Origin of the sequence: Nocardioides sp. dk884 (assembly GCF_009557055.1) — a bacterium.
GTDB lineage: Bacteria > Actinomycetota > Actinomycetes > Propionibacteriales > Nocardioidaceae > Nocardioides.
Genome location: NZ_CP045649.1, coordinates 3,176,308 through 3,195,065, shown reverse-complemented (window position 1 = coordinate 3,195,065; position 18,758 = coordinate 3,176,308). Strand labels below are relative to the sequence as shown.

Sequence of the window (18,758 nt, the reverse complement as noted above, 5' to 3'; positions counted from 1 at the left end):
GCGGTTCAGCGGCGACGGCGCCGGGCGAACACCCACAGCCGCATCGCCACGAACCGCAGCACCGTCACCACCAGGTTGGCCAGGGTCAGCACGACCACCTCGAGGCGCCGGTCGTCGACGCCGGCGAGCTGGAGCAGCCACAGCGAGCCGCTGGTGACCGCCAGGCCCACGCCGAAGACCACCAGCCCGCGCAGCTGGTGGCGCACCGCGTCGCTGCGACCCTGCACGCCGAAGGTGAGCCGCCGGTTGGCCGCGGTGTTGGCGACCGCGGTGAGCAGCAGGGCCAGCAGGTTGGCAAGGAACGGTGAGACGGCGCCGCGCAGCACCAGGAACAGCACGGCGTACGCGAGGGTGGAGGCGGCCCCGACGAGCGCGAACATCACCAGCTGCGGGCCGAGTCGCCCGCCGCCGGCGTCGGTGGAGGCCCGGCCCAGCCGGGCGGCGACGTCGGCGACCGGCACCCGGCCGGTGAGCAGGCCGCCACCGAGCCGGACGATGCCGCGGACGTCGTCGAGCGCGGTGCGCACCAGGTCGACCCGGCTGTCCGGGTCGTCGACCCAGTCGACCGGCACCTCGTGGATGCGCAGCCCGGCCCGCTCGGCGAGCACCAGCAGCTCGGTGTCGAAGAACCAGGCGTCGTCGTGCACCAGCGGCAGCAGCTCACGGGCGACGTCGGCGCGGATCGCCTTGAAGCCGCACTGGGCGTCGGAGAACCGCGCCCGCAGGGTGCCGCGCAGCAGCACGTTGTAGCAGCGCGAGATCAGCTCCCGCTTGGGCCCGCGCACCACCCGGGAGGCGCGGCTCAGACGCGTGCCGATCGCCAGGTCGGAGTGCCCGCTGATCAGCGGTGCCACCAGCGGGAGCAGCGCGTTGAGGTCGGTGGAGAGGTCGACGTCCATGTAGACCAGCACCGCTGCCTCGGAGGTGGACCAGACCTTCTTCAGCGCCCGCCCGCGGCCCTTCTCGGGCAGGTGGACGACGCGGACGTCGTCGTAGGCGCGCGCCAGTCGGTGCGCCACCACGGCGGTGCCGTCGGTGCTGGCGTTGTCGGCGATGGTCACCCGGCTCGGCCACGGGAGGGTCTGGAGGTGGGCACGCACCCGCTCCACGGACCGGGCCAGGTCGCGCTCCTCGTTGTAGACCGGGATCACCACGTCGAGGGTCGCCACGGCCGCGGTCGGCCCGAGGGCCGGGACGGTCGAGGACAGGGCGCTCATGCCGTACCCCCGAGGTCGCTGACGTCGCTGCGGTCGCTGACCGGGCTGGTGAGGTCGTACACGGTGACCCCGTCGACGGTGGTCGCGGTGAAGTTCTCCTCCACCCAGGCGGCGATCTCGCTGCTGGCCCGGCTGCCGCCCATCGAGGGGCCGAAGCCGTCCCCGCCGATGAAGTAGTGGATCTCGCCGTCCGCGACGTGCTGCTGGAACTGCGCGAGCGTCGGGCTCGGGTCGGAGCCGTTGAACCCGCCGATCGCCATGACCGGCTCCTCGGTCGCCAGCTGGTAGCCGGCGGCGCTGTTGGAGCCGACGGCGGCGGCGACCCAGGTGTAGTCCTCGGCGTCCTGCTCGAGCATCGCGGTCAGCTCCTCGCCCGGCTCGCTGCCGTGCAGCAGGCCGCCGGGACCGCCGCCCTGTCCGGGCGCCTTCCCCTGGGGCGGCTGGCCCTGCGTCGGCGGCTGGCCCGGGAGCTGGCCCTGGGCGGGCGGGGTGCCGAACCCGCCGTCGGGCGCGCCACCCGGCGCACCACCCGGCGCACCACCGGGCGCACCACCCGGCGCACCGCCCGGCGCGCCACCGGGTCCACCGCCCGGGCCCCCGGTCGTCATCGGGCCGGCGGTGGGCATCGAGCCGGTGTGCGGGGTGCTCGCGGTCTGCACGGCGTACGACGTCGGGCCGGCCAGGCAGGCGACCAGCGCGACCGCCACGGTGGCGAGGACCGTGCGACGCGGCAGCCAGGCGAGCGCCGCGAGGGCCACGGCGGCCAGCAGGCCGAGGATCAGGACCACCCAGCGCAGCCAGGGCAGGAAGTCGGCGCTGCGGCCGAGCAGGACGAAGGCGGTCACCGCGGTCGCGGCGACGGTGGCGGCGGCGACACCCCCCGCGAGGGCCGTGTGCCGGTGCTGCCAGACGAGCGCGGCGCCGATGCCGACGAGCGCGGCGACCGCCGGCGCGAGCGCGACGGTGTAGTAGGCGTGGAAGATGCCCGCCATCAGGCTGAAGGTGAGCCCGGTGACCAGTAGCCAGCCGCCCCACAGCACCAGTGCGGCGCGGGTCAGGTCGGTGCGCCCGCGGCCGCGGGTGAACCAGAACCCGGCCACAGCCAGGAGCAGGGCCGCCGGCAGCAGCCAGGCGATCTGGCCGCCGATCTCGCCGGAGAACATCCGGTCCAGGCCGGTCTCGCCCCACATCCCGCCGCCGGGGCCACCCCCACCGGGACCGCCGCCGCCCACCGCGCCGGTCTCGTTGCCGTTGAGGCGGCCGAGGCCGTTGTAGCCCAGGGTCAGCTCGATGATCGAGTTGTGCTGCGAGCCGCCGATGTAGGGACGGCTGGCGGCCGGCCACAGCTCCACGATCGCGACCCACCAGCCGCCGGCGAGGACCATCGACCCGCACGCGACCAGCAGGTGGCCGAGCCGCTTGAGCACGGTGGTCCGTCCGGCGATCAGGTACACCAGCGCGAACGCCGGCAGCACCAGGAACGCCTGGAGCATCTTGGTGAGGAACGCCAGGCCGACCAGTGCGCCGGCCAGCGCCAGCCAGCGGACCGGGTGCCGCACGGTCTGGTCGTCGCCGGGCTCGACCGCGCGCAGCACGGCGTACGCCGCGGCGATGAGCAGCAGCACCAGCAGCGCGTCGGGGTTGTTGAAGCGGAACATCAGCGCCGCCACCGGGGTCAGCGCGAGCGTGGCACCGGCGAGCAGGGCGGCGCCGGGGGAGCCGGTGGCGCGGCGGACGGTCGCGGTGAGCAGCCACACCGACAGCACCCCGGCGATGGCCTGCGGCACCAGGATCGACCAGGACGACAGCCCGAAGACCCGCACCGCCAGGGCCATCGGCCACAGCGAGAGCGGGGTCTTGTCGACGGTGATGCTGTTCGCGGCGTCGGAGGAGCCGAAGAAGAACGCGGTCCAGGACTCCGAGCCGGCCTGCGCGGCCGCGGAGTAGAAGCTGTTGGCCCACCCGGAGGCGGACAGCCCCCACAGGTAGAGCACGGCGGTGCCGGCCAGCAGGACGGCGAGCCCCAGGCGGTAGCTGCGAGCGGACCAGCGCGTCGGAGGCGACGCGGTGTCCGACCGGGTGGTCTCGGGGAGCACGGTGGTGGCGGTCATGGCACCACCGTCCGGTGCGCCGTTGGGCCTGCTCCGTGTGCCGGCTATGGGTTTGCTGTGAGGTGCGGTGTGCACAGCGGTCAGGCTGGGCACTGGCGCGGGTGCCCACCGTCCCCGACCGTCTCGAGGCTCCCATGCACCTGCTCCGACCCGGCGAGGAGCTGGGCGACCTGCTCACGCCGTACGCCGCGGTGGACCGGTGCCGCCCGGGCCGGGCCTGGGTGATGGCCAACATGGTCGGCACCCTGAGCGGCTCGGCCGCCGTGGGCGGCAAGGTCGGGGAGCTCTCGGAGGGTCCGGACGCCCGGCTCTTCGTGGACATGCGCTCGCTGGCCGACGTGGTCCTCGTCGGTGCGGAGACGGTACGCCGCGAGGGCTACGGCCCGGTGCGGCTGCGCGAGGAGCTGGTCGCGGCCCGCCGCGACCAGGGCCGCCCGGACAGCCCGGTGGTCGCGGTCGTCAGCCGCTCCCTCGAGCTGGACTGGGACCGCCCGGTCTTCGCCGACGCCCCCGAGGGGCGGCGCACGATCGTGCTCACCTGCGAGAGCGCCGATCCGGCCCGCCTCGCCCGCGCCCGCGAGGTCGCCGACGTGGTGGTGGCGGGGGAGCGGTCCGTGGACCCGGCCCTGGCCGTCGCCGCCCTGTCCGAGCGCGGTCACGGCGTGGTGCTCTGCGAGGGCGGGCCGCGCTGGCTCGGCGAGCTGGTCGCACACGACTGCCTCGATGAGCTCTGCCTCACCGTCGCCCCGATCCTCGGCGGCGACCTGCTGCCGGTGTCGATCGCCCCGCCCGACAGCCCGCTGCGCCGCTTCGCGCTGCGGCACGCGATCGCCGCCGACGACACCCTCTTCCTCCGCTACGAGAGGCCGGCCGATGCCTGAGCAGGACCCGTTCTCGGTGATCATGTCCTCGATCGACACGCCGCTGATCGTGGTGACGACCGGCAACGAGACCGACGGCGTGCGCGAGTGGGGCGGCTGCCTGGTCGGCTTCCACGCGCAGTCCAGCATCGACCCCGAGCGCTACTGCGTGTGGCTGTCCAAGGCCAACCACACCGCCCGGGTGGCCCAGCGCTCCACGCACCTGGCGCTGCACTTCCTCACCGCCGACGACCTGGCGCTCGCCGAGCGGTTCGGCACCCTGACCGGCGACACCGATGACAAGTTCGCCGGGCTGCGCACCGAGACGGGGCCCGGCGGGCTGCCGGTGCTCGTGGACCACCCGCACCGCCTCGTCGTACGCCGCACCAGCCTGCTCGACGAGGGCGGCGACCACCTCTGCCTGGCCACCGAGCCGGTCTCGGCGGTCTCCGGCGGCCCGTTCACGCCGCTACGGCTCTCGGATGCCGCGCACCTGACCCCCGGCCACGAGGCGGAGGAGCGGCACGCGCCGCCCACCGAGCGCGCCGCCGGCTGAGCCCGGTCAACCCGGGTCAGCGCCGCAGGGTCAGCACCACCCGGCGGTTGCGCTGGCGGTTCGCGTCGCTGTCGTTGGGGTACGCCGGGCGCCGCTCGCCCCATCCGCGGGTGCGCACCCGCTGCTCGTCGAACCCGGCCGAGACCAGCCAGTCGGCGACCGCCCGGGCTCGTCGCTCGGAGAGCCGTTGGCCGTACGCCGCGTCGCCGCGGTCGTCGGTGTGCCCCTCCACCAGGAGCGGCCGGTCGCCGGGCTCGGCGCGCACCTGGGCCAGGATGGTGCGCAGCGCGGCGACCGCCTCGGGGCGCAGCGTGGCCTCGTCGGTGTCGAACAGGACAGCGGCGGGCGCCACCCAGGAGGTCGTGTCGGCGCCGTCCAGGCGGCCCACACCGTCCTCGATCTCGGTGCGCGCGAGGCGCTCGGGGTCCACGTCGACGTCCGGCAGCCGCACCGGCGGGATCCGGACGGTGGGCGCCAGGTCGTCCCCGGGCCGGGCCGCACCGGCGCGGGAGAACCCCTCGCGGACCACGCCGGGACGCGACGCGGAGAGCCCGGCGCCGTCGCGCCGCACCCGGCACACCTGCTCCGCGCGCGCCGCGGGACGCTCGTCCCCCGGCACTGTCACGGCGTCGTAGGTGCGCTCGCCGGCGCGGGTCTCGGGGATGGTGACCGGTGGGATCGTCGCGGCGGTGATCTCGACGGCGCCGAGGCAGCCGCCCGGCGCGTCGTAGCGGATCACGCAGCCCGCGTCCACGACCTGGGCCGGCACCTCGGTGGCCGGGGCGAGCTGCTCGCCGGTGGCGGGGTCGCTGACCGCGGGCACCGGGACGGCGGGCACGCGCACGTCGGGCAGCTCCTCGACCTCGCGCCCGGGTCCCGGCTCACAGCGGGGATCGGTCGGCGGCACCGCGGACACGGGCGAGGACGGCGCGGCGGGCGAGGACGGCGCGGCGCCGGGTGGGGCCGCCTCGTCGCCGGCGCCGGAGCAGGACGCGGTGGTGCCCAGCACGGCGAGCACGGTGAGTGCCACCCACGTCCTCATCGCGCCTCCACCCCGTCGGACCCCGGTGCGCCAGTGTGGACCGGGAGGCCGCTCACGTCGAGGGGCACCACCTGCTCAGCCGGCCCGCCCCAGCGCGCGGTAGGTCCAGTCGGCGCCCTCCCACTCGTCGCGGTCGAGGGCGTGGCGCCCGTCGACGATCGCGCAGCTGGCCACCACCTCGGCCAGCCGGCGCGGGTCCAGCGAGCGGAACTGCTCCCACTCGGTCAGCAGCACCACGACGTGCGCGCCGGCCGCGGCGTCGAAGACGCTCTCCGCGTAGTGCAGGCCGGGCTGGACCCGGCGAGCGTTCTCCATCGCCTCGGGGTCGTAGACCGACACGACCGCGCCCTCCTCCTGCAGCATGCGCGCCACGTCGAGCGCGGGGGCGTCGCGGACGTCGTCGGAGTTCGGCTTGAAGGCGGCGCCCAGGCAGCACACGCGGACACCCGCCAGCGAGCCCCCGGCCTGCTCGCGCACGAGGTCGACGGTGCGGGCCCGACGCCGCTGGTTGATGGCGTCGACCTGGCGCAGGAACGCCACCGACTTGCCCACCCCGACCTCCTCGGCGCGGTGGACGAAGGCCCGGATGTCCTTGGGCAGGCAGCCGCCGCCGAACCCGAGACCGGGGTGCAGGAACCGCCCGCCGATGCGGGTGTCGTAGGAGAGCGCGGTGGCGAGGTCCTGGACGTCCCCACCGGTCGCCTCGCAGACCTCGGCCATCGCGTTGATGTAGGAGATCTTGGTGGCCAGGAAGGAGTTCGCCGCCACCTTGACCAGCTCCGCGGTCGGGAGGTCGGTGGTGACCACCGGGACCCCGGCGTCGATGACCGGCGCGAAGGTGGCGCGCAGGGTCTCCTCGGCCCAGGCGGAGGCGACGCCGAAGACGAGCCGGTCCGGGCGCAGGGTGTCCTCGACGGCGTACCCCTCGCGCAGGAACTCGGGGTTCCAGGCCAGCTCGACCTCCGTGCCGGCGGGCGCGTTGTCCTGCACGATCCGGGTGAGCCGGGCGGCGGTGCCGACCGGCACGGTGGACTTGCCGACCACGAGGCACCGGCGGCGCAGGTACGGCGCGAGGTCGCGCGCCACCCCCTCGACGTAGCGCAGGTCGGCGGCGTGGGAGTCGGCCTGCTGGGGGGTGCCCACGCAGATGAAGTGCACATCGCCGAAGTCGCCCGCCGCCGAGAGGTCGGTGGTGAACGACAGCCGACCGGAGTCCAGGGCCTTGCGGAGCAGCTCGGGCAGGCCGGGCTCGAAGAACGGGACGCGGCCCTCGTTGAGGGCGGCGACCTTGGCCCGGTCGGTGTCGACCCCGAGGACGTCGTACCCGAGCACGGCCATGCAGATGGCGTGCGTCGCGCCGAGGTAGCCGGTGCCGAGGACGGTGAGGCGGGGGGTAGCGGGGGTGGACATGGTGGGGTTCCTCTGGTCGGTGGTCATGAGCACGAGATGTTGCTGAGGCCCTCGTCGGCGGCGACGAAGGTGTTGTCGCAGCGCACGACGTTGGCGCCCGGCGGCCAGGACGAGATCGCGGCGCCCGGCCCCCTGACGTCGGCGTGGTTCGCGGTGAAGACGTTGAAGTCGCCCCAGCCGTCGAGGATCTGGTGGGTCTGGTAGCCGTCCTCGGGGGCGCTGGTGCCGGTGTTGCCCTGGACGAGGTAGTTGTTGCCCTTCACGTCGACCCAGGAGTCGGCGCCGGTGACGGCCGAGCCGTCGAAGGTGTTGTCGAGGATGGCGCCGCCGGTGGTGCCCTCCTTGACGTCGATCGCCTCGGCGGTGACGTCGGTGAACGTGTTCGCGATGACCACGTTGCGGTCGCTGCGGTCGGCCTCGCAGCCGGTGTAGGTGCACCAGTTGCTGACCGCGGACCCGAGGTAGACGCCCTCGCCGTACTTGTCGCGGCGCAGGCCGGTGTCGCTGATCGTGGCGTCGCGCACGACGTTGTCGGTGCTGTGGGTGCGCAGGTGGATCGCCTCGTCGCCGGTGCCGGAGACCGTGAGGCCCTGGAACACCGACCACTCGGTCCCGTCGGCCACGATGCCCTTCTGGCCCCCGGAGACCGTGAAGCCGACCAGCCGCCAGTGCCGGGCGCCGTCGAGGTGGAGCGCGTAGTCGCCCTCGATGTCACCGCCGTCGATCACCGCCTCCGAGGTGCCGCACAGGAAGATCGGTGCGTCCTCGGTGCCCGAGACGGTGGTCGTGAAGTTCCCCGCGAAGGTCCCGTCGGCCAGCTCGATGCTGTCGCCCGGGGCCGCCGAGGCGAGGGCCTGCTCGAGCTCTGCGGCCGAGGCGACGGTGGTCGTCGGGGCCGGGCAGCGGACCGGCGTGGTCTCCGGCAGCGGGCCCTCTCCTGCCGGGGCCGCGTCGGGAAGGAGAGGCGCGGAGTCGGGCTGCTCGCCGTCGCCCTCGTCCCCGTCGCCCTGGTCGCCCTCGTCGGTCTCCTCGTCGGTGGGCAGCGGCGTGCCCGGGTCCGGCAGGACCGTGGACTCCGGGAGCTCCTCGATGCTCGGCGGCGGGGGGACCGGCGGGGTGATCACCGCGTCCCGTCCCTGCGGGGTCTCGCTGCTGTTCGGCCAGGCCGCGACCACGAGGAGGGCGAGGAGGATGCCCACGACGACCCCGCCCGCGCCCGTGAGGAGGAGCCGCGAGCGCGGCGACTCGGGCAGCCTCATGACGGGCTCCCGTCATGCCCCGCGCCCCTCGGCGCCGCACCCATCGGCACCGCACCCACCTGCACCGGGGCCGGGTCCCAGGCGGGGGCCTTGTCCAGGTAGGGGTGCCGGCGGGCGCGGTGGCTGCGCGCGCCGCGCACGGCGGTGAAGAGCAGCAGTGCTCCGAGCAGGCTCCAGAGCACCGTCAGCGGCTGGGCGAACCGCTTGAGCGTCACCAGGAACGGCGTGGTGTCGTCCCAGCCGTCCTGGTCGTTGACCCAGCCGCCGGTGTCCAGGCCGTCCGCGCGGCCGACCTCGATCGCGCTGGGACCGCGGCCACTGATCTTGTTCTGCCGCAGCGAGGAGCTGCCGACCTCGCCCACGAAGCTCACCGCGTGGGTGGTCGCGTCCTCCAGGGTGTTCTGGTCGATCTCGGCGCTGGAGTCGCGGACGTAGACGCTCGTCTCGCCGCCGCTGACCACGTTGCCGGTGACGACCGCTCCGTCCACGCCGTCGCGCAGCGCGATCCCCTGGTCGTGGGAGCTGCTGACCTGGTTGCCGACGACGCTGACCTCGGTCGCGGCGTCGCGGACGACCACGCCGACGGCGTTGGCGGCGATGTCGTTGGCGAGCACGTCCACGTTCTGCCCGCCGATCACCTCCACGCCGTACCGGCCGTTGCGCCGCACCTGGCTGTTGGCGATCGAGTTGTTGCCGTAGCTGCCGACGCTGGTGCCGGTCGCGGACGGTCCGGTGGCCAGCGGCAGGCCCGAGATGGTGACGCCGTTGCGGTCGTTCTCGTTGGCGACGACCTCGGAGAGCACGATGCCGGTCGTCGCCCGGGCCAGCTGCAGCCCGTCCAGGCCGTTGCCGGACGCACTGGTCGTCTCGACCACGGCGTTCATCACGTAGCGGTGCAGGACCAGCCCGGAGACGATGTTGGCGTCGAAGACGCTGTCGCGGATGTCGAGGCCGTTGGCGCCGGAGACGAAGAGACCGAACGCGCTGTCGGTCACCGTCGTGTCGGCCACGGCGGCCGACACATAGCTGTACCGCGGGTCGTCGACGTCGACGGTCGGCACGGGCAGGTCGCCAGCGGGCAGCACGTCGCCGAGGGCGGAGTTCTTGTTGCCGTCGATGTCGGGTCCCTGGTCGGCGACCGGGCCGACCTTCAAGGAGTCCGCCAGGTCGTGCAGCGACCCGGCGTCGGGACGGTCGGTGCCGGTGAGCGACAGCCCACCCGTCCGCCCGCTCCAGAACCCGAGCCCCTCGAGTCGGGCGTGGGAGAGCGAGACCTGGCCACCGATGGCGCGCAGGTAGGCACGCCCGTCGTCGGTGAGCGAGTCGAGGCGCTCGGTGTCGCGGTCGAAGCTGGAGATGACCGCGGGCACGCCGTCCGCGCCGGCGATGTTGAGCCGGCCGCCGTAGTTCACGATCGAGACGAACCCGTCGGAGTCGCTGGCCAGGTGCAGGCGCAGTCCGCCGGGGTTGGCGAGGTTCAGGGTCGCCCCGGACTCCACCACCAGGTGCTCGCTGAGCAGGTAGGAGCCGTCGGGGCGGCGTACGAAGGTCTGCGGGGCGAGCAGCAGCAGGTCGGCCACCGTGTAGGGCTGCGAGCGGGCGGTCAGGACCAGGGTGTAGGCCGAGCCGGTCGCGAGACGGTAGGGGCTCTTCGTCGGACTCGCGGTCCAGCTGGCCAGGGAGCTCACCGTCCGCACCTCGGTCAGCCGGTCGTCCTCCCCGGCCACCAGCGCGGCCTCCGACTCCGGGTCGCCGGGGTAGGGGAACTGCGCGCTCGCCGGGTCGGTGCCGGGCTCGATCTCCGGGTCGGCTGCGGCGACCGGGGCGCTCATCCCCACCAGCACGGCGGCGAGGGCGGTGCCGAGGAGCACCCGGCGCAACCGGCGCGTCACTGGTTGCCTCCCGCCGCGGACAGGGACGGCTCGGCGACAGTCGTCGTACGGCGGGCGTGGTGGCGCGGTGCCAGTGAGGCCTGGTCCTGGCCCTCCCCGCCGACAGTCGTCTCCGAGCGGGTCAGCCAGCCCTGCTTGTTCATGGTGAAGAACGCGTAGAGCTTGATCGGCAGCGCCACCAAGATCACCACCAGCGTCATCAGCGGGAGCAGCAGGATGTCGACCGGGTGGCGGCGCAGGTGGGAGAAGCCGCGGATCCCGCGGCCGGCGAGCAGCCAGGCCACGGCCAACAGGGCGCCGGGGACGGTGAGCTCGAGACGGCTGAAGAGCAGGTAGCCGATGGTGACGCCCATGGTGATCGGCGTCAGCAGGATCTGCAGGACCGTCACCTTGGTGACGAACGGCGTGCGCCACAGCCAGCCCTTGTAGACGGCGGTGAGGTAGCAGCGGTAGGAGTTGCGGCTCCAGCGCACCCGCTGCTTGACGAAGGCGCGGAAGGAGGCGGGGAACATGGAGAGCGCCCGGGCCGAGGACTGGTGCACGGTCTTGAACCCCGAGGCGAGGACCAGCCAGGTCAGCCGGCCGTCGTCGCCGGCGATGCAGCGGCGGCCGAGGAAGAACTCGTTCTCGAGGTTCTCCAGCACCGGCAGCACCGCCGCGCGACGGTACGCAGCGGTCCGCCCGGAGACGCAGGCGACGGCGCCGGCGCGGCCCATCGCCGGCACGTAGTTGTAGTAGCGCAGGTTGACCATCCAGTCGGCGATCCGGCGCCACACGTTGCCCCGGGCCTCATAGACGTTCTGCTGCGTGCTCACCCCGCCGACCTCGGGGTCGAGGAACGGGCGCTGCACGGCGAGCAGGAGACCGGGCTCCCACTGGGTGTCGGAGTCCACCAGCACCAAGACCTCGGAGGTCGCCATCCGGATGCCGACGCCGAGCGCCGAGCGCTTGCCGGCGTGACGGAAGAGCACGGGCCGCACGACCGGGTCCTCGAGGGCCTCGAGGCGGTGGAAGGCCACGGTGTCGGCGACGTCGAGGACGATGATGATCTCGGTGGGTCCCTGGGCGCGCCAGTTGGCCACGCACCGCATCAGGATGTCGGGGTCCTCGTGGAAGCTGGGGACGACGACCGAGGTGGTGGTCGTGAAGTCGTTCTCGATGGGCCGGGCCCGGGCGGACAGCACACACCGGTAGATCCACAGGGACCACACGATGACGCCGGCCACGGCGAGCGGGAAGGCCGCCCGCCACGCGGCAAGGTCGAGTTCGGGCAGGGTGAAGTCGGCGAGGTCGGGCACGGTGACGGAGATCCTTGGTCTGGAGGGCTCCTCGGCGCGGAGCGCGCCGAGCTGAGGCCGAGAGACACCAGCACCGGGGGGTCGCGCTGTCGTGTCGGCCAGACCGTATGTGCGGAATCCGCGACCGACCTCTGCGATCGCCCCGCCTATCCCCAATTCTGTGTATCGGCGGCGTGGACAGGCGCCCTTTTCCCGAAGAACTCGATGGGAGCGGTCCTCGATCGCTTAACGTCGCGCCATGAGACTGGCGAGACGGGCCGCGATTGCCGCGATTCCCCTGTTGTTGAGCGGGTGTGGCGTTCTAGGGCCCGGCGACGAGGCCGACTTCGGCGCGCCAGCGGGGGCGGGCGCGCAACCGCCCAAGAATGTGCGGGCCGCGCCGAGCGAGCCGGTTAATACCGCGGAAACAAATCAATTCTCGGATCAGGCGAAAGTGCCCGGATTCGGCGAATCCTTCCGTTATGGGAGCGGGTTGAGGGTGCAGGTGGACCCGCCCGAGCAGTTCACGCCCTCCTCCTGGATCGAACGCCGCCCGGGCGCGCCGATGCGGCTGCGGGTGAGCGTGCGCAACGGCACCGAGGAGGAATGGAACCCCAGCCAGCTGCACCTGCGGCTGGCCAGCGGCTTCGCGCCGACCGAGCAGATCTTCGACTACGAGCAGGACGTGATCGCCCGACCGGAGGACCGGGTGCCCGCTGGCGGGAGCGTCAGCTTCTACGTGGGCTACTGGGTGCCGGACGCCGAACGCCTCAGCCTGGAGGTCGACCCGGGGCGCGGCTACCAGACGACCGTCGTCGCGACCGGCCGGCAGTGAGGGACGAGACGCTCAGCCGAAGACGCGCGGCAGCTCGTCGGCGCGCCCGGTGAAGCGCGGGGCGCGCTTGTCGAGGAAGGCGGCCACGCCCTCCTTGCCGTCGCCGATCGAGGTCCAGAACATCGCCAGCGAGTCCGACAGGTGCGCCTCGAGCGGGTCGGCGGCGGCGCTGTTGCGGTAGAGCAGCTGCTTGGCCAGACCGAGCGCGACGGGGGAGCGGTCCACCACGAACGACCGGGCCAGGGCCTGGGCCGCGGGCAGCAGGTCGTCGGGCTCGTGGACCGAGCGGACCAGCCGCCCGGCGTACGCCGCGTCGGCGTCGAGGATCTCCGCTGCGTAGACCCACTCCAGGGCCTGCTGGATGCCGACGATGCGCGGCAGGAACCAGCTCGAGCAGGCCTCGGGCACGATGCCGAGCCGGCCGAAGACGAAGCCGATGCGGGCCCGGGTGGAGGCCAGGCGCAGGTCCATGGCCAGCGTCATCGTCGCGCCGATGCCGACCGCGGCGCCGTTGATGGCGGCGATCACCGGCTTGGGCAGCGCGTGGATCGCCAGGGTCACCCGACCGCCGGTGTCGCGCACGCCGTCGTGGTACGGCGCCTCGGTGAGGTGGGCCCGCAGGTCCTCCGGCGTCGGGGTCACCGACTCGTCGAGGCCGAACACGTTGCCCTCCGCGCCGAGGTCCATCCCGGCGCAGAACGCCCGGCCGGCCCCGGTGACGACCACGGCGCGAACCGCCTCGTCGCGGGCGTCGACGAGGAAGAAGCGCTCCAGCTCGCGGGCCATCGTCAGGTCGAAGGCGTTGAGCGCGTCGGGACGGTGCAGGGTCAGCGTGGCGACGCCGTGCTCGTCGATCTCGCAGCGCAGCGTCTCGTAGTCGGAGCCGCTGTCAGGGCTCATCCGGTGACCTCCTGGGGCAGGCCGGTCGGCGTGCACAGGTCCTTGCCGATGTCGTCGGTGCGGTCCTCGATGATCGCCTGGAACATCCGCTGGGAGCGCTCCTCGTCCCAGTTGACCGCGAGGTCCCGGATCGGGACGGTGCAGGTCATCCCCGCGTCGCCCTCCACCCGGGTCATCGCCAGGGCCCAGCGCGCCGCGTCGATCGGGCCGGTGCCGTCGCCGAAGACGAAGAAGCCGGGCACGGAGTTGGCCAGGCGCCAGTAGCGCACCGGGTTGAGGAAGGTCCACGGCGAGAGCACCTTGTCGCCGACCGCGGCGACCACCTCGCGCTGGTGGCGCACCCGGGTGATGTCGCCGTACTGCGGGTCGGTCTTGCGGGAGCGGGCGAAGCCCAGCGCCGTCTGGCCGTCGGCCTGCTGGCAGCCCTTGTCGATGTCGAGCTTGGCGTCGGGGTCCTTCATCGCGAACTCGGGGCAGATCTCGATGCCGCCGACCGCGTCGACCACGCCGGCCAGGCCGCCCATGCCGATCTCGACGTACTCGTCGATGCGGATGCCGGTGGCGTTCTCGATGGTGCGGACCAGACCGGGTGCGCCGTCGTAGGCGAACGCCGCGTTGATCTTGGTGACGCCGTGCCCGGGGACCTCCACGTTGGAGTCGCGCGGGATCGACATCATCACGTTGGGGCCGTCGCCGGTGTGCAGGAGCATGATCGTGTCGGTGCGCTGCCCGGCGGCGCCGCCGGTGCCGAGGCGCCGCCGCTCGTCCTCGGAGAGGTCGTCGCGCGAGTCGCTGCCGACCATGAGGTACGTCGTGCCCGGCTGCTGCGGGGGGCGCTCGCCCTCGGGCTCCCACGGGACCGACTCGACCTCGGTCCAGGCATAGATCGGCACGGCCACGAGGTAGACCACCCAGACCAGGATCAGCGCGAGCAGGTAGCGCGGCCGGAACCGCAGCCGGCGCCCGCGCGATCCCGCGCGCGGCGGGGGCGCGGGGGCGGGGGCCGGGGCCGGTGCGGGGGCCGGGCGCTCGGCGGCACGGGTGCGCGACCCGCCGGCCTCGGGGCGGGGCTGCACGGGGAGGACGCGGGTCTCGTCGGGACGCGGCTGGCGCGGGACGGGGCGGGTGGCGTCGGGGTCGCCCTCGCCCTTCGCGCCGTAGAGCCAGCCGTACTCCGGGGCGTCGTCCCCGGAGCCGTCGTACCGGGGACGGTCTGCCATGGCGCCGACGCTACCGTGCCCCTATGACCTCAGCTGCTGAGGACCGCACCCCGTCGTACGCCCGCGTGTCGCTCGCCATGATGACCTCCGGCCGCGAGGCGAACCTGCTCGGCAACGTGCACGGCGGCGAGATCGTCAAGCTCGCCGACTCCACCGCCGGAGCGGTCGCGCAGCGCCACAGCGGCGGTCCTGCCGTGACCGCGGCCCTGGACTCGATGGCGTTCCTGCGCCCGGTGCACGTGGGGGACATCGTGCGCACCTTCGCCCAGGTGAACTGGGCCGGCCGCTCCTCGATGGAGATCGGCGTGCGCATCGAGACCCAGCCCTGGGACGACCCGTCGGTGGACCCGCTGCACGTCGCCTCGGCGTACTTCGTCTTCGTCGCGATCGACGAGCACGGCCACGCCCGCGAGGTGCCGGGGCTGCGCCCGGAGACCCCGGACGAGGTGCGTCGCCACCGCGAGGCGCAGATCCGCAGGGCCTCGCGCCTGGCGCGCAAGCGCGAGATCGACTCCGGTCGCGCGGGCGGCCCGCTCGCCCCGTGATGCGGCCCCGTGATGCGCCCCGTGATGCTCGTCGCCTCCTGAGCGGCGCCGACCGGCGCTGAGCGGGCCTGTGCGTGCCTGAGCGTCGAGTGGTCCATTCCCCGGCGCGTCGCGACGGACGGTGACTGCTGTGACTGGTGATACTGGACGGACGTCTCCGCCCCGGCGGTGGCCGCACCACCACTGATCCTTCCCCATCAGTTCTCCACGCACATGAAAGGCATCTCGATGCCGCCCGTCACTTCCCCCGGGTCGCACGACGCCGCCGACGCAGCAGGTCGTGTCAGCACGCAGGAGCGTGCCTCGCGCGTCCGCTTCCGCCGCGCCGTCGCGCTGATGCTCATGACGCTGCTCGTGCCGGGATCGGCGCAGCTGCTGCACGGCAACCGGCGCGTCGGCCTGATCGCGATCCGGGTGTGGCTCGGCTCGCTGGTCGCCCTGGTGCTGGTGGCGCTGGCCTCGCTGGTGCGGCACCAGGTCGCCTTCGCGCTGGCCTCCGACGCGGGCTTCTTGTTGTTGCTGCGCCTGTTCCTCATGGTCGGTGCGGTGGCCTGGGCGGCGCTGTTCATGGACGCCTGGCGGATCGGTCAGCCGCTCACCCTCGGGCTGGTCCAGCGGCGCGCGGCGATCGGGGTCAACGGCTTCCTCTCCCTCAGCGTCGCGGGCGTGCTGCTCTTCGGCTCCCACCTCGTCGGCGTGCAGCGCGACCTGATGGTGACGATGTTCAACGCCACCGAGGTGAAGGGCGCGCACGACGGGCGCTTCAACATCGCGCTGTTCGGCGGCGACGCCGGCGCGGGGCGCTGGGGACTGCGACCGGACTCGATCAACGTGGCCTCGGTGGACGCCAGCACCGGGCGCACCGTGCTGATCAGCCTCCCGCGCAACCTGCAGGACTTCCCGTTCGCGCCGGGCTCGGTGATGGCCGAGCAGTTCCCCGACGGCTTCGACTGCGACGGCTGCTACCTCAACGGCGTGAGCACCTGGGCCCAGGACAACGCCGAGCTGTTCGGCGACTCCGAGAACCCCGGCATCGACGCCACCTTGTCGGCGGTCGAGGGGGCGACCGGCCTGGAGATGAACTACTGGGCGATGGTCAACCTCGACGGCTTCAAGGACATCGTCGACGCGGTCGGCGGCGTGACCCTCAACGTCCGCGAGCCGATCCCGGTCGGCGGTCTCGGAGACGACGTCACCGGCTACATCGAGCCGGGCGTGCGCAAGCTCGACGGCTTCGAGACCCTCTGGTACGCCCGGGCCCGGGAGGGCTCCGACGACTACTCGCGGATGGCGCGGCAGAAGTGCGTGCTCAACGCGATGCTCGGCCAGATCAGCCCGCAGAAGGCCGTCACCAACTTCGGGTCCATCGCCGAGGCCTCCAACGAGATGGTCTCCACGAACCTGCCGGCCTCCCAGGTCGGGCGCTTCGTCGAGCTCGCGCTCAAGGCCCGGGGGCAGAAGATGTCCACGGTCTCCCTGGTGCCGCCGCTGATCAACACCGCGGACCCCGACATCGAGCTGATGCACCGCAAGGTCGCCGACGCGATCGCCAAGGCCGAGGGCACCTACGAGGCGCCGGCGAAGGCGGCGGGCGGCTCGCAGGACGGCTCGGCCGGCTCGCAGGGCGGCGGATCCACCGCCGGGGCCGGGAGCGCGCCGGTCACCGGCGGCTCGCTCGGGTCGCTCTCGGACGGCTACCTGGCCAACCAGAGCGACGACCTGGGCAGTGCCTGCTGATCGGCCGCGCCTAGGGTGGGCGCCGTGATCGCGCCCGAGGACTCCAGCGCCCAGGCGCCGCCGCGGGTGGTCGCGGTGGTCGTCACCTACAACCGGCTGACGCTCCTGCAGCGGCTCCTGGAGCGGCTCGACACCGTCCCCGGGCTGGCCGAGGTGGTCGTGATCGACAACGCCTCGAGCGACGGCACGGGGGAGTGGCTGGCCGCGCTCGACGACCGCGAGGCGCCCGACGAGCACCACACGGTGCCGGTCCTGGCGCGCACGCTGGACCGCAACCGCGGCGGCGCCGGCGGGTTCCACGTCGGCCTGCTCGAGGCGGTCGACCGCGGCGCCGACCTGGTCTGGCTGATGGACGACGACGGCGTCCCCGAGCCCGGCTGCCTCGAGGAGCTGCTCGCGTACGCCGGCGAGCTCGACTTCTGGGGCCCGGCGGTGCTGGCCGAGCAGGACCCCGCGCGCCTGTGCTTCCCCATCCGGCTGCCCGGCGGCACGAAGGTGGTGCACGCGATGGCCGACGTGGAGGCCGCGGCCCGCGACGGGCTGATCCCCGAGGTGGTGATCCCGTTCAACGGCGTGCTCGTCACCCGTGAGCTCGTCGAGCGGATCGGCTCGGTCCGCGAGGACTTCTTCATCTGGGGCGACGACGTGGAGTACCTCTGGCGCGCCCAGGCGGCCGGCGCCCGGATCGCCACCGTGACCGCCGCGCGCTTCCTGCACCCCGCCACCGACGACCTCGGCACCCCGATGCTCGGCGGGCGCACGACGTACAACCACAGCGCGAGCGACCTCAAGCACTACTGCATGGCGCGTAACAACCTGATCAACCTGCGCGACTACCACGGCTCGCCGCACGCGCTGGCGTTCGTCGCCAAGACGCTGTGGTTCTACACCGTCACCCGTCCGAGCCCGGCCCGGCTGCTGCTGAGCGTGCGCGCCTGGGTGGCGGGCCTGCGCGGCGACTTCACCGGCCACGAGCGGTTCCTGCGGTGAACGAGACAGTCGCGATCGTCGTCGTCACCTACAACCGTGCCGACCTCCTGGCCGAGATGCTGGCCGGCCTGGCCGCGCTCGAGCGCGCCCCCGACGCGGTGGTCGTGGTCGACAACGCGAGCACCGACCACACCGCGCAGGTGCTCGCCGAGGCCGACGTGCCCGGGCTGCAGGTGGTGCGCAGCGAGGACAACCTCGGCGGCGCCGGCGGCTTCCACCTCGGCGTGCGCACGGCGTACGAGCAGGGCTTCGACCGGGTCTGGCTGATGGACGACGACGTCGTCCCGGCGCCGGACTGCCTGACGGTGCTGATGGCGCTGGACGAGGACTGCCTGATGGCGGTGCGCGAGGACCGCCAGGGCCGGCTGTGCGAGAAGGCCGCGACCCGCTTCGACCTGACCAACCCGCTGGCGATCAAGCCGAAGACGTCCATGGTCGAGACCGACTTCGGCACCCGTGCGGCGATGCCGCCGCTGGTGGAGCTGGAGAACGTCGCCTTCGAGGGCTTCATGTGCCGGCGCCGGGTCATCGACGCGATCGGCCTGCCGGACCCGTCGTACTTCATCTTCTACGACGACGTCGACTACGCGGTGCGCGCCCGCGCCGCCGGCTTCCGGATCTGGGCGGTGCGCGACGCGGTGCTCGTGCGCCAGCTCGACTTCGACCAGCAGCACGACCTCGCGGGGTGGAAGGGCTACTACATGTACCGCAACCTCTTCGTGGTCCACCTGCGCTACGGCACCAACCTCGCGGTGCGTCTCAAGCCGTGGCTGATCACCGCCGTCGTGGTGCTCCTCAGCCCGCTGCGCGGCGGTCGCGCGGAGGCCCGCAACGTGATTCGGGCCATGAGGGCGGCCCGAGGCATGCGTGCCGTCCCCGCCCGCGGCTCCTCCGGTGGCTAGACTCA

16 protein-coding genes are annotated in these 18,758 nt (G+C 73.3%); 7 read left to right on the top strand and 9 right to left on the bottom strand.

Annotated features, from left to right (window positions below):
- Positions 1-5: 5 nt before the first annotated feature.
- Together GFH29_RS15325 and GFH29_RS15320 are read right to left on the bottom strand one after the other, a co-directional pair.
- Entirely contained in the window at positions 6-1,217 is a 1,212-nt protein-coding gene (locus tag GFH29_RS15325) for a bifunctional glycosyltransferase family 2/GtrA family protein (RefSeq protein ID WP_153324666.1), read from the bottom strand.
- Positions 1,214-3,328 carry an ArnT family glycosyltransferase gene (locus tag GFH29_RS15320; protein WP_153324665.1) on the bottom strand — a complete coding sequence of 705 codons (2,115 nt, stop codon included), beginning with the start codon at positions 3,326-3,328 and terminating at the stop codon, positions 1,214-1,216. The genes GFH29_RS15325 and GFH29_RS15320 overlap by 4 nt, the downstream gene beginning before the upstream one ends.
- 134 nt (positions 3,329-3,462) lie before the next feature.
- Here GFH29_RS15320 and GFH29_RS15315 point away from each other — a divergent pair, with 134 nt between their 5' ends.
- Positions 3,463-4,209: a pyrimidine reductase family protein gene (locus GFH29_RS15315; protein ID WP_153324664.1), complete on the top strand. Its 747-nt coding sequence runs from the start codon at positions 3,463-3,465 to the stop codon at positions 4,207-4,209.
- Positions 4,202-4,744 (top strand): flavin reductase family protein, encoded by a 543-nt coding sequence (locus GFH29_RS15310; RefSeq protein WP_153324663.1) that lies wholly within the window; start codon positions 4,202-4,204, stop codon positions 4,742-4,744. The genes GFH29_RS15315 and GFH29_RS15310 overlap by 8 nt, the downstream gene beginning before the upstream one ends.
- Positions 4,745-4,760: 16 nt before the next feature.
- Here the strand turns inward: GFH29_RS15310 and GFH29_RS15305 are convergent, their stop codons facing one another.
- From GFH29_RS15305 to GFH29_RS15285, 5 genes are all read right to left on the bottom strand, one after another.
- Positions 4,761-5,786 (bottom strand): OmpA family protein, encoded by a 1,026-nt coding sequence (locus GFH29_RS15305; protein WP_153324662.1) that lies wholly within the window; start codon positions 5,784-5,786, stop codon positions 4,761-4,763.
- A gap of 75 nt (positions 5,787-5,861) precedes the next feature.
- Positions 5,862-7,196 carry a UDP-glucose dehydrogenase family protein gene (locus GFH29_RS15300; RefSeq protein WP_153324661.1) on the bottom strand — a complete coding sequence of 445 codons (1,335 nt, stop codon included), beginning with the start codon at positions 7,194-7,196 and terminating at the stop codon, positions 5,862-5,864.
- 23 nt (positions 7,197-7,219) lie between these two features.
- Positions 7,220-8,455, bottom strand: coding sequence for a right-handed parallel beta-helix repeat-containing protein (locus tag GFH29_RS15295; RefSeq protein ID WP_153324660.1), 1,236 nt, complete (start codon positions 8,453-8,455; stop codon positions 7,220-7,222).
- On the bottom strand, positions 8,452-10,347 hold the full coding sequence (locus GFH29_RS15290) for a right-handed parallel beta-helix repeat-containing protein (RefSeq protein ID WP_153324659.1): 1,896 nt from the start codon (positions 10,345-10,347) through the stop codon (positions 8,452-8,454). Before GFH29_RS15290 ends, GFH29_RS15295 begins: the two co-directional genes overlap by 4 nt.
- Complete coding sequence (locus GFH29_RS15285; protein WP_228387531.1) at positions 10,344-11,645, bottom strand: glycosyltransferase; 1,302 nt, start codon at positions 11,643-11,645, stop codon at positions 10,344-10,346. The genes GFH29_RS15290 and GFH29_RS15285 overlap by 4 nt, the downstream gene beginning before the upstream one ends.
- Before the next feature lie 472 nt (positions 11,646-12,117).
- Between GFH29_RS15285 and GFH29_RS15280 the strand changes: the two genes are divergently transcribed.
- The gene (locus GFH29_RS15280; RefSeq protein ID WP_153324658.1) at positions 12,118-12,459 is read left to right on the top strand and encodes a hypothetical protein; all 342 of its coding nucleotides are present in this window, start codon (positions 12,118-12,120) and stop codon (positions 12,457-12,459) included.
- 12 nt (positions 12,460-12,471) lie between these two features.
- On the opposite strand, the gene GFH29_RS15275 is transcribed toward GFH29_RS15280, so the two are convergent.
- Positions 12,472-13,359 carry a crotonase/enoyl-CoA hydratase family protein gene (locus tag GFH29_RS15275; RefSeq protein WP_153324657.1) on the bottom strand — a complete coding sequence of 296 codons (888 nt, stop codon included), beginning with the start codon at positions 13,357-13,359 and terminating at the stop codon, positions 12,472-12,474.
- The gene (locus GFH29_RS15270) at positions 13,356-14,579 is read right to left on the bottom strand and encodes an LCP family protein (RefSeq protein WP_153324656.1); all 1,224 of its coding nucleotides are present in this window, start codon (positions 14,577-14,579) and stop codon (positions 13,356-13,358) included. Before GFH29_RS15270 ends, GFH29_RS15275 begins: the two co-directional genes overlap by 4 nt.
- Positions 14,580-14,602: 23 nt before the next feature.
- Here GFH29_RS15270 and GFH29_RS15265 point away from each other — a divergent pair, with 23 nt between their 5' ends.
- From GFH29_RS15265 to GFH29_RS15250, 4 genes are all read left to right on the top strand, one after another.
- Positions 14,603-15,124, top strand: a complete 522-nt coding sequence (locus GFH29_RS15265; RefSeq protein ID WP_153324655.1) for an acyl-CoA thioesterase — start codon at positions 14,603-14,605, stop codon at positions 15,122-15,124.
- 228 nt (positions 15,125-15,352) lie between these two features.
- Positions 15,353-16,861, top strand: a complete 1,509-nt coding sequence (locus tag GFH29_RS15260) for an LCP family protein (protein ID WP_153324654.1) — start codon at positions 15,353-15,355, stop codon at positions 16,859-16,861.
- 24 nt (positions 16,862-16,885) lie between these two features.
- A complete protein-coding gene (locus GFH29_RS15255) occupies positions 16,886-17,851 on the top strand; it encodes a glycosyltransferase family 2 protein (protein ID WP_228387530.1) in 966 nt (321 codons plus the stop codon).
- Positions 17,848-18,753 carry a glycosyltransferase family 2 protein gene (locus tag GFH29_RS15250; protein WP_194289558.1) on the top strand — a complete coding sequence of 302 codons (906 nt, stop codon included), beginning with the start codon at positions 17,848-17,850 and terminating at the stop codon, positions 18,751-18,753. Before GFH29_RS15255 ends, GFH29_RS15250 begins: the two co-directional genes overlap by 4 nt.
- Positions 18,754-18,758: the final 5 nt, after the last annotated feature.

Bases quoted from the DNA above. Each gene is read 5' to 3' on its own strand.
- GFH29_RS15325 (WP_153324666.1), bottom strand. From the start codon at position 1,217: ATGAGCGCCCTGTCCTCGACCGTCCCGGCCCTCGGGCCGACCGCGGCC.
- GFH29_RS15320 (WP_153324665.1), bottom strand. From the start codon at position 3,328: ATGACCGCCACCACCGTGCTCCCCGAGACCACCCGGTCGGACACCGCG.
- GFH29_RS15315 (WP_153324664.1), top strand. From the start codon at position 3,463: ATGCACCTGCTCCGACCCGGCGAGGAGCTGGGCGACCTGCTCACGCCG.
- GFH29_RS15310 (WP_153324663.1), top strand. From the start codon at position 4,202: ATGCCTGAGCAGGACCCGTTCTCGGTGATCATGTCCTCGATCGACACG.
- GFH29_RS15305 (WP_153324662.1), bottom strand. From the start codon at position 5,786: ATGAGGACGTGGGTGGCACTCACCGTGCTCGCCGTGCTGGGCACCACC.
- GFH29_RS15300 (WP_153324661.1), bottom strand. From the start codon at position 7,196: ATGTCCACCCCCGCTACCCCCCGCCTCACCGTCCTCGGCACCGGCTAC.
- GFH29_RS15295 (WP_153324660.1), bottom strand. From the start codon at position 8,455: ATGAGGCTGCCCGAGTCGCCGCGCTCGCGGCTCCTCCTCACGGGCGCG.
- GFH29_RS15275 (WP_153324657.1), bottom strand. From the start codon at position 13,359: ATGAGCCCTGACAGCGGCTCCGACTACGAGACGCTGCGCTGCGAGATC.
- GFH29_RS15270 (WP_153324656.1), bottom strand. From the start codon at position 14,579: ATGGCAGACCGTCCCCGGTACGACGGCTCCGGGGACGACGCCCCGGAG.
- GFH29_RS15265 (WP_153324655.1), top strand. From the start codon at position 14,603: ATGACCTCAGCTGCTGAGGACCGCACCCCGTCGTACGCCCGCGTGTCG.
- GFH29_RS15260 (WP_153324654.1), top strand. From the start codon at position 15,353: ATGCCGCCCGTCACTTCCCCCGGGTCGCACGACGCCGCCGACGCAGCA.